This window comes from Lentzea flava (assembly GCF_014648475.1).
Lineage (GTDB): Bacteria > Actinomycetota > Actinomycetes > Mycobacteriales > Pseudonocardiaceae > Lentzea > Lentzea flava.
The window spans coordinates 103,303-118,074 of record NZ_BMRE01000009.1 but is presented as its reverse complement, the minus strand read 5'-3'; the positions used below and the strand labels follow the sequence as shown (position 1 = coordinate 118,074).

The window sequence follows — 14,772 nt, the reverse complement described above, 5'->3', positions numbered from 1 at the left end:
GGTTGAACGGGCTAACAGGACACGCGTACTGTTTGGGGTCGAGGGGCAGTGGTCGACCGGTTGAGGAAGACTCTCCCCGTACCCCGAACTGACCACTGCGCTGTCACCAGATGGAGTTGGCACGTGACTGCACCAGCGAGCAAGGACAGCTTCGGCGCCCGCGGCACGCTCAACGTCGGCGACGCCTCGTACGAGGTGTTCCGGCTGAGCGCCGTGGAGGGCGCCGAGCGTCTCCCGTTCAGCCTGAAGATCCTGCTGGAGAACCTGCTGCGGACCGAGGACGGCGCGAACATCACCGCCGACCACGTGCGCGCGCTCGCCAACTGGGACCCGGCCGCCGAGCCCAACACCGAGATCCAGTTCACGCCGGCCCGCGTCGTGATGCAGGACTTCACCGGCGTGCCCTGCGTCGTCGACCTCGCGACCATGCGTGAGGCCGTCACCCAGCTGGGCGGCGACCCGGCCAAGGTGAACCCGCTCGCGCCCGCCGAGCTCGTGATCGACCACTCGGTGATCGCCGACATCTTCGGCCGCCCGGACGCGTTCGAGCTGAACGTCGACCTGGAGTACGAACGCAACAAGGAGCGCTACCAGTTCCTGCGCTGGGGCCAGACCGCGTTCGACGAGTTCAAGGTCGTCCCGCCCGGCACCGGCATCGTGCACCAGGTCAACATCGAGCACCTGGCCCGCGTCGTCATGGTCCGCAACGGTCAGGCGTACCCGGACACCCTGGTCGGCACCGACTCCCACACCACGATGGTCAACGGCATCGGCGTGCTGGGCTGGGGCGTCGGCGGCATCGAGGCCGAGGCCGCGATGCTCGGCCAGCCGGTCTCCATGCTGATCCCGCGCGTCGTGGGCTTCAAGCTCTCCGGTGAGCTGCCCGCGGGCGCCACCGCCACCGACCTCGTGCTCACGATCACCGAGATGCTGCGCAAGCAGGGCGTCGTCGGCAAGTTCGTCGAGTTCTACGGCGAGGGCGTCGGCGCAGTGCCGCTCGCGAACCGCGCCACGATCGGCAACATGTCGCCGGAGTTCGGCTCCACGGTCGGCATCTTCCCGATCGACGGCGAGACCATCGACTACCTGCGCCTGACCGGCCGTTCCGAGGAGCAGATCGCGCTCGTCGAGGCCTACGCCAAGGAACAGGGCCTCTGGCACGACCCGTCCCGCGAGGCCGTGTACTCCGAGACCCTGGAGCTGGACCTGGCGACGGTCGTGCCGTCCATCGCCGGCCCGAAGCGCCCGCAGGACCGCATCGAGCTGACCAACGCGAAGGCCTCCTTCCGCGCGTCGCTCAAGGACTACGTCGCGCACGTCGACTCCCCCGAGCTGTCCGGTGTGGACGAAGCCGTCGACGAGACGTTCCCCGCCTCCGACCCGGTCGCCATCCACGAGGGCGACAACGGCTCCGGCACGCCGCGCATCCAGACCGCCGCCGAGGGCTCAGAAGGTCGTCCCTCCAACCCGGTCAAGGTCACCGTCGACGGCAACGAGTTCGAGCTGGACCACGGCGCCGTCGCGATCGCCGCGATCACGTCCTGCACCAACACCTCGAACCCGTCCGTGATGCTGGGCGCGGCCCTGCTCGCGAAGAAGGCGGTTGAGCGCGGCCTCGAGCGCAAGCCGTGGGTCAAGACGACCCTGGCGCCGGGCTCGAAGGTCGTCATGGACTACTACGAGCGCGCGGGCCTCATGCCGTACCTGGAGAAGCTCGGCTTCCACCTGGTCGGCTACGGCTGCACCACCTGCATCGGCAACTCGGGCCCGCTGCAGGAGGAGATCTCGGCGGGCGTCCAGTCCGGCGACCTCGCGGTCGTCTCGGTGCTGTCCGGCAACCGCAACTTCGAGGGCCGGATCAACCCGGACATCAAGATGAACTACCTCGCGTCGCCGCCGCTCGTCGTGGCGTACGCGCTGGCCGGTTCGATGGACAAGGACATCACCACCGAGCCGCTCGGCCACGACTCCGACGGCAAGCCGGTCTACCTGAGCGAGATCTGGCCGTCGCCGCAGGAGATCGCCGAGGTCATCTCGACCTCGATCTCGCCGGAGGGCTTCACCAAGGGCTACACGGACGTCTTCGCGGGCGACCAGCGCTGGCAGTCGCTGCCCACGCCGACCGGCAACACGTTCGAGTGGGACCCGCAGTCCACCTACGTGCGCAAGCCCCCGTACTTCGAGGGCATGGAGATGGAGCCGAAGCCGGTCACCGAGATCTCGGGTGCCCGCGTCCTCGCGCTGCTCGGTGACTCGGTCACCACCGACCACATCTCCCCCGCCGGTTCGATCAAGGCCGACTCGCCCGCCGGCAAGTACCTGACCGAGCACGGCGTGGAGCGCAAGGACTTCAACTCCTACGGCTCCCGCCGCGGCAACCACGAGGTGATGATCCGCGGCACGTTCGCGAACATCCGCCTGCGCAACCTGCTCCTCGACGACGTCCAGGGCGGCTTCACCCGCAACTTCCTCGAGCCCGACGCCCCGCAGACCACCATCTACGACGCGTCGGTGGCCTACGCTGCCGCCGGTGTCCCGCTGGTCGTCCTGGCCGGCAAGGAGTACGGCTCTGGCTCGTCGCGCGACTGGGCGGCCAAGGGCACCTCGCTGCTCGGCGTCCGCGCCGTCATCGCCGAGTCGTTCGAGCGCATCCACCGCTCGAACCTCATCGGCATGGGCGTCCTCCCGCTGCAGTTCCCGCAGGGCGAGAACGCCGCGTCCCTGGGCCTCGACGGCACCGAGACGTTCGGCTTCACCGGCATCACGGAGCTGAACAACGGCACCACGCCGTCGACGGTCCACGTGGTCGCCACGAAGACCGACGGAACCAAGGTCGAGTTCGACGCGGTCGTCCGCATCGACACGCCCGGTGAGGCGGACTACTACCGCAACGGCGGCATCATGCAGTACGTGCTGCGCAAGATGGTCCGCAGCTAGTCAGCACCAACACGACAAGGGGCCGCTCACCGTGATCGGTGAGCGGCCCTTCTGTCTTTCTCAGCGGACCAACTCGTCCAACGCGATGTCCACAGCGAACGGCACCGCGGTCTTCAGCCGGTCGTGGAAGATGGCCGTCACCACGTAGGTCGATGTGGCCGGATCCAACTCGTAGACGTACACGACCGGCTGCCCGCTGATGTTCTCCACCCGCCAGTAGTGCTGGATACCGCCCTGCGCGTATCGCCTCGGCTTCGTCTCCCGATCGCGGATTTCCGAAGACTTCGACACGACCTCGACGACCAGCAGTACGTCATCGCGCTCGTAGTAGGTGCGATCCATGTCGGACGTCGCCGTCTTGGTCACAACTGAGATGTCCGGACAGGGCCGCTGCTTCGGGCCGAGGAGAACGTCCATCTCACGAACCGCTGTCAGGTGATCGGGGCATTGGCGACGCAACTCGCTGCGCAGACCGTCGACGACGAGCATGTGAAACTCGGTCGGCGGACTCATGATGATGAGTTCTCCGTCGATCAACTCGATGCGCTTCAGCGCATCCAATTCGCCGTTGGGTCCATCAGGGCCGATGTGATCCAGGTCGGCCGCTGTCCAGCCGTCCGGCGGCACGTACGGCCACTGGAGATTGGCAGTCATGTCCTTCCAGCCTCCCCGACTCCTCGCCGCAGACCGCTGCACTGTCGGCGCGCATCCGACCACGTTAACGCTATCTGACTACGTCAAACACGTTCGAGTGGGACCTACGGGCGGCTTCACCCGCAACCTCCTCGAGCCCGACGCCCCGCAGACCACCATCTACGACGCGTCGGTGGTCTACGCGCAGGCCGGCATCACGCAACTGGACAACGGCACCACGCCGTCGACAGTCCACGTGGTCGCCACGAAGACCGACGGCAACGGCGGCATCATGCAGTACGTCCTGCGCAAGATGGTCCGCAGCTAGTCAGTTCGATTAAGAAAGGCCACCCACTCTCCGTGGACAGCCTTTTCACATTCACAGAATTATCCTTTCAGTAATCGCGCGAATGCTCATCGCATGTGATGTAACAAACTTCTGACCAGCACAGATGTCCCTGCGAACACCCTTACTACGGGAAGCGGTGAGACATTTGTTGAATCGTCCACGAGCACTGCTGGCCGCCGCCGGTCTCGGGGCGGCTCTGTGCGTCGCCCCGGCGATCCACGCCGGTGCCGCGACGGAGTCCACCTACGTCGTCCTCTACCGCGAGGGCGCCTCGTCGTCGAACGCCGCGAACACCATCGCGAGCGCCGGCGGCACCGTTGTCGCGAACTACAGCCAGATCGGTGTCGTGATCGCCCGTTCGTCCAGCAGTGGTTTCGCGGGCGCGGTGAAGCAGAACGGCAACGTCGAAGGCGTCGCGGCCACCAGCGGCCTCGGCGTCCGCGTGGCACCCGACCAGAGCGACGAGGGCACGGACGTCGCCGCGGCCGCCGCGTGGGGCGACTCGCTGTCCGGTCTGCAGTGGGACATGCAGCAGATCAACGTGCCGCAGGCGCACCAGGTCACGCCCGGCAGCAAGCAGGTCGTCGTGGCCACCCTGGACACCGGCCTCGACTTCACGCACCCCGACCTCGCGCCGAACTACGACGCGTCGCGCAGTGCGGACTGCTCGAGCGGCACGCCGACGCCGTTGCTGCCCGGCAACGACCAGAACGGTCACGGCACCCACACCGCCGGCACCATCGCCGCGGCCGCGAACGGCACCGGCACCGTCGGTGTGGCGCCGAACGTGCGCCTCGCCGGTGTGAAGACGAGCAACGACGACGGCTTCTTCTTCCCCGAGATGGTCGTCTGCGCCTACATGTGGACCGCCACGCACGGCATCCACGTCACCAACAACAGCTACTTCGCCGACCCGTGGCTGTTCAACTGCCGCAACGACGCCGACCAGCGCGCGATCTGGAAGGCCGAACGCCGGGCCATCCGGTACGCGCAGTCCAAGGGCGTGGTCGTCGTGGCGTCCGAGGGCAACGAGAGCACCGACCTGTCGCACCCGCGCGTCGACGTGATCAGCCCCGACTTCCCGCCCGGCAGCGAGCAGGAGCGGGAGATCACCAACGCGTGCTCGGTCGTCCCGGTCGAGGTCCCCGGTGTCGTCGGCGTGACCGCGACGGGCAACAAGCGGCTCAAGTCGTTCTACTCGAGCTACGGCATCTCCACCGCCGACGTGGCCGCACCGGGCGGCGACTCGATCCTGCAGGTGACTCCGGCCGCCCCGAACGGCCGCGTGCTGTCCACCTACCCGAGTTACCGGCCGTGCGCGCGGCAGGTGCTCGAGAACGGTGCGAAGTACTGCTACCTGCAGGGCACCTCGATGGCAGGGCCGCACGTGGCCGGTGTCGCCGGTCTGCTGATCAGCAAGTACGGCGCCGCGGGCGCGGCCGCCAAGCTCCAGCAGGCGACCAACCCGCTGCCGTGCCCCGACACGTCGATCTACGCGGCCTTCCCGCAGAACAGCGGGGAACCGCAGACGTGCCAGGGCGGAACGGCGCACAACAGCTTCTACGGCTCGGGTGAGATCGACGCCCTCAAGGCCGTGAGCTGACAACCGCGGGAGGGGCCGCCCAGGCCCCTCCCTTTGCGGTGGTAACGGTGCACGCTCACCCCGCGATGCCAAGTCACCCTGACACTCCGCGGGAGACGACATGAGCTTGAGCGTGCTCGGCGACTTGAACTGGTTCGCCGTCATCGTGGCCACGATCGCCTACTTCGCGCTGGGTGCGCTGTGGTACGCGGAGTTCGCCTTCGGCCGGGCCTGGCAGCGGTCCGTCGGCTGGGACCTCAACCCGCCGGAGAACGCGGGTCCTGGCATCTACGTGGTGCCGCTGGCGACGTGCTTCCTCGCCACGCTGGCGACCGCGATGATCGGTGCGGCGTCCGGCACCGACAACATCATGGAAGGCATCCTGCTCGGCCTCGTGGTCGGCATCGGCGTCGCCTTACCGGTGATGTTCGTGACCGGGATGTTCGACATGACGAAGCCCGCGCCGACGACCTTCATGGCCATCGGCGCGGGCTATCACGTCGTGGGGCTGGTGCTCGCGGGAGCGATTCTCGGCCTCTGGCGCTAAACCCCGTTGCGCCGCGCGTACCTGGCGGCTTCCGCCCGGTCCGGCACGCGGAGTTTGCGCAGCACCGAAGCGACGTGGTGCTCGACGGTCCGGCAGGACAGGAACAGTTCCTCCGCGATCTCGGTGTTGCGCCGCCCGTCGGCGAGCAGGGTGAGCACTTCCCGCTCCCGCGCGGTGAGGCCGTCCGCGCCGGTGGTGGTGGATCTCCTCGGGATGTCGCGGACGCCGTGCCTGCGCAGGCGTCTGGCGGTCGCGTCGCGCATCGGCCGGGCTCCCAGGCGGTCGAACTCGGCCAGGGCCTCGCGCAGGAGACGTTCGTCGCCGCTGTCCGTCAACGCGAGTGCGGCCTCGTACGGGCATCCGACCTGCCGCCACCGCAGCGCTGCCTCCTCGTGGAAACCGGTGAGGTGCAACCGATACGGCTCAGCCGCTTCGTCGGGCACCACCGTGCTACCCGTACGCGACAGCAGGTGGGCGAGCGCGCCCAGATGCCACGGCTCCCGCGCCGCTGTCGCGAGCGCCGGGGTGACGATCGCCCGCACCTCGCCGAGATCGCCCGCGTACCAGGCGGTTTCGGCCAGTGCCCTGGTCGCGCCGACCAGCCAGCCGACGACGGGTTCGGCGGTGACCATGGCCGGTCGCACGTGCGTGAGCAGCTGCCGCGAGTCCGGGTCACCGCGGCGGGCTCGCACGGTGGCGAGCACCACCATGCTGATCATGGTGCGGCCGTCGTCCACGGCCGCTGACCGCAGCACCTCGGAGGCCAGCGCCTCGGCGTCGTCCCAGCGGCCCTGGTCGAGCAGGGCCCGAGCCCGGAACGCGCGCAGCCACTGGCGCCAGACCTCCTGGCCGTGGTCCTCGGTGTACGCGATCGCCTCCGCGTACCAGTGGTCGGCCTGCCGGTACCAGCGGCGGGTCACGCAGATCAGCTGCGCCCAGAAGTACGCGAGCCCCGCCTCGTCGTACGCCCCGGCCGCACGGGTCAGCCGGATGCTCTCGCCGATCAGGTCCAGGCCTCGTACGTCCCCGTTCTGCGCACGGCCGATACCGATCGACATGGCGGCCAACGCGCGCACGAGCGGCTCTTCCCCCACGAGCGCGCGCTCTCCCCACGCGATGGCCTCGTCGTTGCGGAACCCCATCGCCGCGAACTTCGCGCGCACAGCACACGCGAAGGCGAATTCGGGTCCTGGTGGCAGGCTCGTGAGCACCTCGACGGCCTGATCGATCGACCGTTCGCCGAGCGGGACCTCCCGCGCCAGGTGCAGCGCCGTGATGGCGAGTCCGGCCAGTGCTGTGCCCTGACCGCGCCGGTCGCCGATCGAAGTCCGCGCCGCGACGGCGTCCTGCCACCACCGCAGCGCGTTGCCGAGGTCGTCGGCGAGGTGACACTGCCTGCCCAGACCTTCGAGCAACTCCGCCCGCAGCACGCTGTCCCCGCACACGTCCAGTGCGCGCCTCAGGTGCGCGGCCGCTTCCGTGTGCGCACCCAGCGCCGACGCCTGCTCGGCGGCCGCACGGGCATGGGTGAGCAACGCGGACCTGTCCTGGGCGAGCAACGCGTGGTTGGCGAGCCGGGCCGGCTCCACCTCACCGGGCGGAGCGGCTCCCAGCACGTCGAGTGCCCGCCGGTGCACCCTCGCGGCACGACCGGGTGCGATCGCCTCCTCTACCGCGACGCGGGCGAGTTCGTGCCGGAACGACACCACACCGCCGTGCGCGACCACCAGACCGCGGTCCGCGCACTCGTCGAGGTCGGCGAACGGACGACCCGACACCGCCTCCACCACCCACGGCGCGGCCCGAGGCCCGAGGCACGCGAGCGCGTCGAGCACCTCACGCGCGCCAGGGGTCAGCCGGGCGGCCCTGGCCAGCACCGCGTCCCGGACCGTGGCTGGCACGGTCGCGCCGCCGTCGCCGAGCACCTCCGTCACGAAGAACGCGTTGCCGCCCGTGCGGTGGTGCAGTTCGGCGGCATCGAGTCCAGAGCCCTCCGCGAGCGCGGTGACAGCGGCGAGAGAGAGCGGTGGCACGGCCAGTCTGCGCACCACGGGCACGGTCGACAGGTCACCGGCCAGCACGCGCAGGGGGTGGCGCACGCCGACCTCGTCGTCCCGGTACACCACGACCACCATCGCCGGGCACCGCTCGATGCGCCGTCCCAGGAACCGCAGCAGATCGAGGGTGCCCTCGTCGGCCCACTGCGCGTCGTCCAGCACCACCAGGGTGGGGGTGCCGCGCAGCTCGTCGAGGAACCACCGGCGGATCTCGGCGGGATCGCCGGTGAGCGGCAGGTCGCCTGCCATGTCGCGCAATGGTCCCAGTGGCACCGGGGTCGCGAGCGGTTCGCAGGTGCCGTGCAGCAGACGTCCGGAGAAGTGGCGGAGGAACGTGTCGACGAGCGCGGTCTTGCCCGCTCCCGCGTCGCCGCCCACGAGCACGAGCCGGCCTCGCCCGGCGCTGGCCTCGTCCCACCACGAGGCCAGCGCGGCACGTTCGCGGTCGCGCTCCACCAGCGCGGTTGCGCCCACGCGCTGATGGTAGGTAGTCAACGGACGAATAGGTACTCAGCACGGATGTCGCAGGTCCGCACGCGGTCGCACCCTCGTCGGCATGGATTACGACGTGATCATCGTGGGAGCGAGCATCGCCGGGTGCACGGCGGCGATCGAGTACGGGCGCGCGGGTCTGCGCGTCGCGTTGCTGGAACGGCATCGCAGCCCTCAGGCGCACAAGACGCTGTGCGGGCACTTCATCCTCGGCGGCACGCACGACGTGTTGCGGCGGCTGGGTTTCTGGCAGCCGATGCTCGACCGCGGCGCGGCCGTCACCACCGGGCTCGGCGTGTGGACCGGCTCCGGGTGGATCGTGCCCACGCCCGGCAACGGTGTACCGCCCGCCATCAGCCTGCGCCGCAGCAAGCTCGACCCGTTGCTGCGCGAGATCGCCGCCGCCACACCCGGCGTGGACCTCCTCATGGGACACCGGGTGACCGGTCTCGCCGAGACCGGAGTCGTCACGGACGCCGGAACCAGGCTGCACGCGCGTCTCGTCGTCGGAGCGGACGGCCACCACTCGACGGTCGCCCGCCTCGCCGGTGTCGGAGAAGACGTCGCCCCGAACGAGCGCTTCCTGTTCTGGACCTACTACGAGGGCGCGCTGATGAACGGCCCTGGTGACGGCCAGGTGTGGCAGCTGGACCCGGACGTGGCCGTCTGCATCCAGGCGGGCGACGGCCTCACGCTGGTCGGCGTCTTCCCGGCCAAACACCGTCTGGCCGAGTTCACCGAGGACCGGGCCGCCGCGTTCGACAGGTTCGTCGCGCGCCTGCCCGGCGGCCCGTCGCTGTCCGGGGCACGGCAGGTGTCGAACCTGATCGGCACCACCGACTACCCGTGCGTGCGGCGCGATCCCACGCCACGGCCGTGGCTCGCTCTCATCGGCGACGCGGCCACGGCGTCCGATCCGGTGCCGGCCGTGGGATGCGGCTGGGCCTTCCGCAGCGCGGCGTGGCTCGCCGAGGCCACCACGGGACCGCTGCGCGACGGAGGCGATCTTCGTCCGGCGTTGCGGCAGTATCGGCGGGCCCACAGGTTCATCGACCGGTACGACGACCTCGGGCGGCAGGACGCGCTCGCCCGGCCGCCCGCCGCACTGCGGCGCGTCATCCGTGCGGCCGGCGTCACCGACCCGTGGATCGCCCGCAGGCTGGCCATGTTCGGAATGCGAGCCGCCGCGCCGTCGGTCCTGCTCAACCCGAAGGTCGTCGTGCGTGCGCTGCTCAGATCGCGTCTGGCCGGATAATGGTCCTCTCAGGAGCGAAGGAGCGGGCCATGCCGACGTTCTCGAAGGTCTCTCACATCTCGTTCTCCGCCAGGGACGCGGACCGCAGCGCCGCGTGGTGGCGTGAGATCTTCGGCCTGAAGGACCTCGACCGGACGCAGGGCGACGGGTGGCGAGCGATCCTGCTCATCCACCCCGCCACCGCGACGATCATCGAGTTCCAGCAGCACGACGCGAACCGGGGCGAGACGTTCGACCCGGCTCGCACCGGCTTCGACCACATGGGATTCAAGGTCGACGACCCGGCCGAGCTCGACGAGTGGCAACGGCACTTCGAGGAGCACGGCGTCACGTTCACCCCGGTGGTGCAGCGCGAGTACGGGTCGGTGCTGACGTTCAAGGACCCGGACGGCATCCAGTTCGAGATGTTCTACCGGGCAGACCACCCCTGAGCTACTTCCTCCAGAACAGGTGGTGCGTCACACCGCTCGGGCTGGGCACGACGTCGAGGTGGAACCGGTCGAGCAGCTCCTCCGGTGACTCCCACAGCCGCAGCCCGGAGCCCACCTTCACCGGCGACACCGCCACGTGCAGCGTGTCGACGAGGTCCGCGTCGAGGAACTCCCGGATCGTCGTGACCCCGCCGCCGAGCCGCACGTCCTTGCCCCGCGCCGCTTCCCGCGCCTGCTCGAGCACCTCGGCCGGGTCGGCGTCGACGAAGTGGAACGTGGTCTCGCCCAGCGTGAACGACGGTCGCACGTGGTGGGTCAGCACGAACACCGGCGTGTGGAACGGCGGCTCGTCACCCCACCAGCCCTGCCACTCGTGGTCGGTCCACGGCCCGCGCTGAGGCCCGAACTTGTTGCGGCCCATGATCTCGGCGCCGATGTTGTTCGTGAAGTCCCGCGTGAAGTAGTCGTCGAGACCGCGGCTGCCGCCGGGATCGGTGCGGTTGGGCCAGCTCGCCGTGGCGCCGGCCCACGCGAACAACTTCTCGGGCGCGATGTCGAGACCGAAGGGGTTGTCGAAGCTCTGGTTCTCGCCGGCGGCGATCCCGTCACTCGACACCATGAAGTTCTGCACTCGCAGCAGTTGAGTCATGCGGGTGCAGACCTCCTCAGCCGGCCAAACTCATCGCTTCAGTTCTGCGCAGCCTTGTGCAGCTCACGCAGCGCGCGCACGGACGACACGGCGTACTCGCGGTCCACGGCCTGCACGGCCATCACCGAGATGTACTCGTCGTCCGGCAGCTCCAGACGAGCCCACGCGGCACCGTCCGGGAAGCTCACCGAGAGCACGTCCTTCCACTCGAAGTGGTGAGACGTCACGACGTTGCGCACGTCGACACCCGAGGCGTCGGCGGTAACGCGGGGCCGCGTCAGCAGCAGCACGCCGCCCGCCAGCAGGAAGCCCAGCACGACCATCGCGACCTGGTCGGAGACCTGGAAGATCACGCCGGTCGGCGTGTTGCCGAGCAGCACCCCGACCACCGTGAAGACGGCGACCAGACCGATCGCGCACGCCCACGCGACGCGGCGGATCTTCTTGGGGCGGAAGACGACGGTCGTCACTCGAAGCCCCTCTCGGTCCACGGCTGACGCAGCCCGCGCAGCACCAGCGCCGTGTCGATCGCGGCCACGGTCGCCTCGTACCCCTTGTCCTCCACCGAGTCCGGCAGACCGGCACGCGCCAGGGCCTGCTCCTCGGTGTCGCACGTCAGCACGCCGTTGCCGACCGGCGTCGACTCGTCCAGCGCGACCCGCGTGAGGCCGTCGGTCACCGAGTCGCACACGTACTCGAAGTGCGGGGTGCCACCGCGGATCACCACGCCCAGCGCGACGACGGCGTCGTGGTGGCGCGCGAGTTCCTGCACCACGACGGGAAGCTCGATCGCGCCCGCCACGCGCACGACGGTCGTGTCGACGCACCCCGCGTCCGCGGCGGCCTTCAGGGCGCGCTCGACGAGCTGGTCGGTGATCTTGGTGTGCCAGCGCGTCGCCGCGATCGCGACGCTCAGGCCCTTGCCGTCGAGCCGGGTCTGCTCTGGACGGCCCTCGCCACTCATTCCTGGTCCTCCGTAGCGGAAACAACGGCCTCGTACTGCTCCAGCTGGTGCAGCTCGTGGCCCATCCGGTCGCGCTTGGTGCGCAGGTAACGCAGGTTCTCCGGGTTCGGGGAGATCGGCAGCGGCACCCGGTCGAGCACACGCAGACCGTATCCGGCCTCCAGACCGACGCGCTTGGCCGGGTTGTTCGTGAGCAGCCGCATGGACTTGATGCCGAGGTCCACGAGGATCTGCGCGCCCGTGCCGTAGTCGCGGGCGTCGGCGGGAACACCCAGCGCGAGGTTCGCGTCGACGGTGTCCGCGCCCTGGTCCTGCAACTGGTAGGCCTGCAGCTTGTGCATCAGGCCGATGCCGCGGCCCTCGTGACCGCGCATGTACAGCACGACACCACGTCCTTGTGCCGCAACGGCTTCCAGCGCCGCGTCGAGCTGTGGGCCGCAGTCGCAGCGCAACGAGCCGAACACGTCACCGGTGAGGCACTCGGAGTGCACGCGCACCAGCACGTCCTCGCCGTCGCCGATCTCGCCGTACACCAGCGCGACGTGCTCGATGCCGTCGAGCAGGCTGTCGAACCCGACGGCGGTGAACACGCCGTGCGCGGTCGGAATGCGGGCCTCCGCGACGCGTTCGACCTGCGTCTCCACCCGGCGGCGGTAGGCGATCAGGTCGGCGATCGTGATCAGCGCGAGGTCGTGGTCGGCGGCGAAGACCTCGAGCTCCTCGCGGCGGGCCATGTCGCCCTCGTCCTTCTGCGACACGATCTCGCAGAGCACGCCGGCGGGAGACAGCCCGGCCAGGCGCGCGAGGTCGACGGCGGCCTCGGTGTGACCGGGACGGCGCAGCACGCCGCCGTCCTTGGCGCGCAACGGCACGACGTGGCCGGGACGGTTGAAGTCGGTGGCCTTCGAGGTCGGGTCGGCGAGCAGCCGGATCGTGCGGGCGCGGTCCGCCGCCGAGATGCCGGTGCTGACGCCCTCGCGCGCGTCGACCGTGACGGTGTAGGCGGTGCCGCGCACGTCCTGGTTCGTGTGGAACATCGGCGGCAGGTCGAGGCGCTCGCAGTCGGACTCGGTCAGCGGCACGCAGATGTAGCCGGACGTGTAGCGGACCATGAAGGCGAGCAGCTCCGGCGTCGCCTTCTCGGCGGCGAAGATCAGGTCACCCTCGTTCTCGCGGTCCTCGTCGTCCACGACGACCACCGGACGACCGGCGGCGATGTCCCTGATCGCCCGCTCGATCTCGGCGAAATCCGTGCTCACTGGGCCTCCTCGCCCGCGATGGCCCGCAGGTGCGGGACGGCCAGTCGTTCGACGTACTTCGCCAGCACGTCGACCTCCAGGTTCACCAGGTCGCCGGGCAGGCGGTGCCCGAGCGTGGTGAGTTCGAGCGTCGTGGGGATGAGGCTCACGGTGAACTGGTCCTCGGAGACGGTCACGACCGTCAGCGAGACGCCGTCGACCGTGATCGAGCCCTTCTCCACGACGTAGCGGGCGAGGTGAGGAGGCAGTCCGATGTGGACGATCTCCCAGTGCTCCGCCTTCTCCCGCGCGAGAATCGTGCCCGTGCCGTCGACGTGCCCCTGCACGATGTGGCCGCCGAGGCGCTGGCCGACCGCGGCCGCGCGCTCCAGGTTGACCCGGTCGCCCTCGGCGACCTTCGCGAGGCTGCTGCGCACGAGCGTCTCGCGCATCACGTCGGCGGTGAAGGTGTCGTTCTCGACCTCCACGACGGTGAGGCAGACGCCGTTCACCGCGATGGAGTCGCCGTGCTTGGCGTCGCTGGTCACGATCGGTCCGGCGATGCGGATCCGTGCCGCGTCGGGCAGATCCTCCGTCGCGACCACGTGGCCGAGTTCCTCGACGATCCCGGTGAACACCGCTCCTCCTAAGTTTGCGGAACCGCGCTGATCCGCAAGTCCGGTCCGCTCATGGTGACGTCTTCCACGGTCAACCGGACAGCGTCAGTGATGGTTGACACGCCCGCGTCCAGCACCACAGCGGGGCCGTCCCCGAGGAGTGCGGGCGCGAGGTAGGCGAGCACGCGGTCGATTCTCCCAGCGCGCAGGAACGCACCGGCCACAGTTGCTCCGCCTTCGAGCAGCACGTCCACGACACCGCGAGCGGCGAGCGAGGTCAGCACCTCGTCCGGGTCGTGCGTGCGCACGTGCAGCGCGGTGTGCCGGAGCTTGGCCCCGTCCGGAAGGTCGCTCATGCCCACGACCACGGGCAACGGCTGGTGGGGCAGCGGAATTCCGTCGTCGTCCCTGGCCGTCAGCGCCGGGTCGTCCTTCCTGACCGTGTTCGTGCCCACGATGATCGCGTCCAGCTTCGCGCGCATGGCGTGGACCTCCCGGCGGGAGGTCTCCGAACTGATCCACTGGCTGGTGCCGTCCTTCGCCGCGATCCGGCCGTCGAGCGAGGACGCGTACTTCCACGTGACGTGCGGACGACCGGTTTTGACGAAGTGCAGCCATGCGCGCAGCGGCCCCTTGCTGACCTCGTCCGCCAGAAGGCCGCTCTCGACCGTGACGCCGGCTTGTTCGAGTAGTCGCGCCCCGCCCGCGCCCCTGGGGTCGGGGTCGCTGACGGCGTGGATGACGTGCTTGATGCCCGCTTCGATGAGCGCCTCGGCACACGGCGGCGTACGGCCGTAGTGCGAACACGGCTCAAGGGTGACCACCGCGGTGCCGCCCTGGGCCTTGGTGCCGGCTTCCTTGAGCGCCATCACCTCGGCGTGCGCGCCACCGACCGGCTGCGTACCGCCGAAGCCGGCCGGGTGACCGTGCGCGTCCAGGATGACGCAGCCGACCGGCGGGTTGGGGCTGGTGGTGCCCCGGACCCGTTCGCTCTCCGCGATGGCGAGCACCATCGCGTCCT

At 69.7% G+C, this 14,772-nt stretch carries 14 protein-coding genes; 6 read left to right on the top strand and 8 right to left on the bottom strand.

Features of this window, described 5'->3' with window-relative positions:
* The first annotated feature begins 123 nt into the window (after positions 1–123).
* Positions 124–2,937, top strand: a complete 2,814-nt coding sequence (acnA, locus tag IEZ09_RS13930) for an aconitate hydratase AcnA (protein ID WP_189254081.1) — start codon at positions 124–126, stop codon at positions 2,935–2,937.
* A gap of 60 nt (positions 2,938–2,997) precedes the next feature.
* On the opposite strand, the gene IEZ09_RS13925 is transcribed toward acnA, so the two are convergent.
* The gene (locus IEZ09_RS13925) at positions 2,998–3,564 is read right to left on the bottom strand and encodes a Uma2 family endonuclease (protein WP_229812540.1); all 567 of its coding nucleotides are present in this window, start codon (positions 3,562–3,564) and stop codon (positions 2,998–3,000) included.
* A 124-nt stretch (positions 3,565–3,688) separates the two neighbouring features.
* Between IEZ09_RS13925 and IEZ09_RS13920 the strand changes: the two genes are divergently transcribed.
* The 3 genes from IEZ09_RS13920 to IEZ09_RS13910 all read left to right on the top strand — a co-directional run bounded on the left by IEZ09_RS13920 (position 3,689) and on the right by IEZ09_RS13910 (position 6,048).
* The gene (locus tag IEZ09_RS13920; protein ID WP_189254079.1) at positions 3,689–3,898 is read left to right on the top strand and encodes a hypothetical protein; all 210 of its coding nucleotides are present in this window, start codon (positions 3,689–3,691) and stop codon (positions 3,896–3,898) included.
* 169 nt (positions 3,899–4,067) lie between these two features.
* A complete protein-coding gene (locus IEZ09_RS13915) occupies positions 4,068–5,522 on the top strand; it encodes a S8 family peptidase (RefSeq protein WP_229812539.1) in 1,455 nt (484 codons plus the stop codon).
* A gap of 100 nt (positions 5,523–5,622) precedes the next feature.
* Complete coding sequence (locus IEZ09_RS13910; RefSeq protein WP_189254077.1) at positions 5,623–6,048, top strand: DUF1761 domain-containing protein; 426 nt, start codon at positions 5,623–5,625, stop codon at positions 6,046–6,048.
* On the opposite strand, the gene IEZ09_RS13905 is transcribed toward IEZ09_RS13910, so the two are convergent.
* Positions 6,045–8,579, bottom strand: a complete 2,535-nt coding sequence (locus tag IEZ09_RS13905; protein WP_189254076.1) for an ATP-binding protein — start codon at positions 8,577–8,579, stop codon at positions 6,045–6,047. The genes IEZ09_RS13910 and IEZ09_RS13905 overlap by 4 nt on opposite strands.
* Positions 8,580–8,661: 82 nt before the next feature.
* On the opposite strand from IEZ09_RS13905, the gene IEZ09_RS13900 reads away from it, so the two are divergent.
* Together IEZ09_RS13900 and IEZ09_RS13895 are read left to right on the top strand one after the other, a co-directional pair.
* Positions 8,662–9,852: an FAD-dependent oxidoreductase gene (locus tag IEZ09_RS13900; RefSeq protein WP_189254075.1), complete on the top strand. Its 1,191-nt coding sequence runs from the start codon at positions 8,662–8,664 to the stop codon at positions 9,850–9,852.
* A 29-nt stretch (positions 9,853–9,881) separates the two neighbouring features.
* Positions 9,882–10,283, top strand: coding sequence for a VOC family protein (locus IEZ09_RS13895; protein WP_189254074.1), 402 nt, complete (start codon positions 9,882–9,884; stop codon positions 10,281–10,283).
* Position 10,284: 1 nt separating this feature from the next.
* Here IEZ09_RS13895 and IEZ09_RS13890 read toward each other — a convergent pair whose 3' ends face one another.
* Genes IEZ09_RS13890 through ribD form a run of 6 tightly spaced genes read right to left on the bottom strand, consistent with a single transcriptional unit; the run spans position 10,285 to position 14,764 of the window.
* Positions 10,285–10,932, bottom strand: a complete 648-nt coding sequence (locus tag IEZ09_RS13890; protein ID WP_189254073.1) for a dihydrofolate reductase family protein — start codon at positions 10,930–10,932, stop codon at positions 10,285–10,287.
* Positions 10,933–10,970: 38 nt separating this feature from the next.
* The gene (locus IEZ09_RS13885; protein ID WP_189254072.1) at positions 10,971–11,402 is read right to left on the bottom strand and encodes a PH domain-containing protein; all 432 of its coding nucleotides are present in this window, start codon (positions 11,400–11,402) and stop codon (positions 10,971–10,973) included.
* Positions 11,399–11,896, bottom strand: coding sequence for a 6,7-dimethyl-8-ribityllumazine synthase (gene ribH, locus IEZ09_RS13880; protein WP_189254071.1), 498 nt, complete (start codon positions 11,894–11,896; stop codon positions 11,399–11,401). The genes IEZ09_RS13885 and ribH overlap by 4 nt, the downstream gene beginning before the upstream one ends.
* On the bottom strand, positions 11,893–13,155 hold the full coding sequence (locus tag IEZ09_RS13875; RefSeq protein WP_189254070.1) for a bifunctional 3,4-dihydroxy-2-butanone-4-phosphate synthase/GTP cyclohydrolase II: 1,263 nt from the start codon (positions 13,153–13,155) through the stop codon (positions 11,893–11,895). Before IEZ09_RS13875 ends, ribH begins: the two co-directional genes overlap by 4 nt.
* Entirely contained in the window at positions 13,152–13,772 is a 621-nt protein-coding gene (locus tag IEZ09_RS13870) for a riboflavin synthase (protein WP_189254069.1), read from the bottom strand. The genes IEZ09_RS13875 and IEZ09_RS13870 overlap by 4 nt, the downstream gene beginning before the upstream one ends.
* A gap of 8 nt (positions 13,773–13,780) precedes the next feature.
* The gene (gene ribD / locus IEZ09_RS13865) at positions 13,781–14,764 is read right to left on the bottom strand and encodes a bifunctional diaminohydroxyphosphoribosylaminopyrimidine deaminase/5-amino-6-(5-phosphoribosylamino)uracil reductase RibD (protein WP_189254175.1); all 984 of its coding nucleotides are present in this window, start codon (positions 14,762–14,764) and stop codon (positions 13,781–13,783) included.
* Between the last annotated feature and the right edge of the window lie 8 nt (positions 14,765–14,772).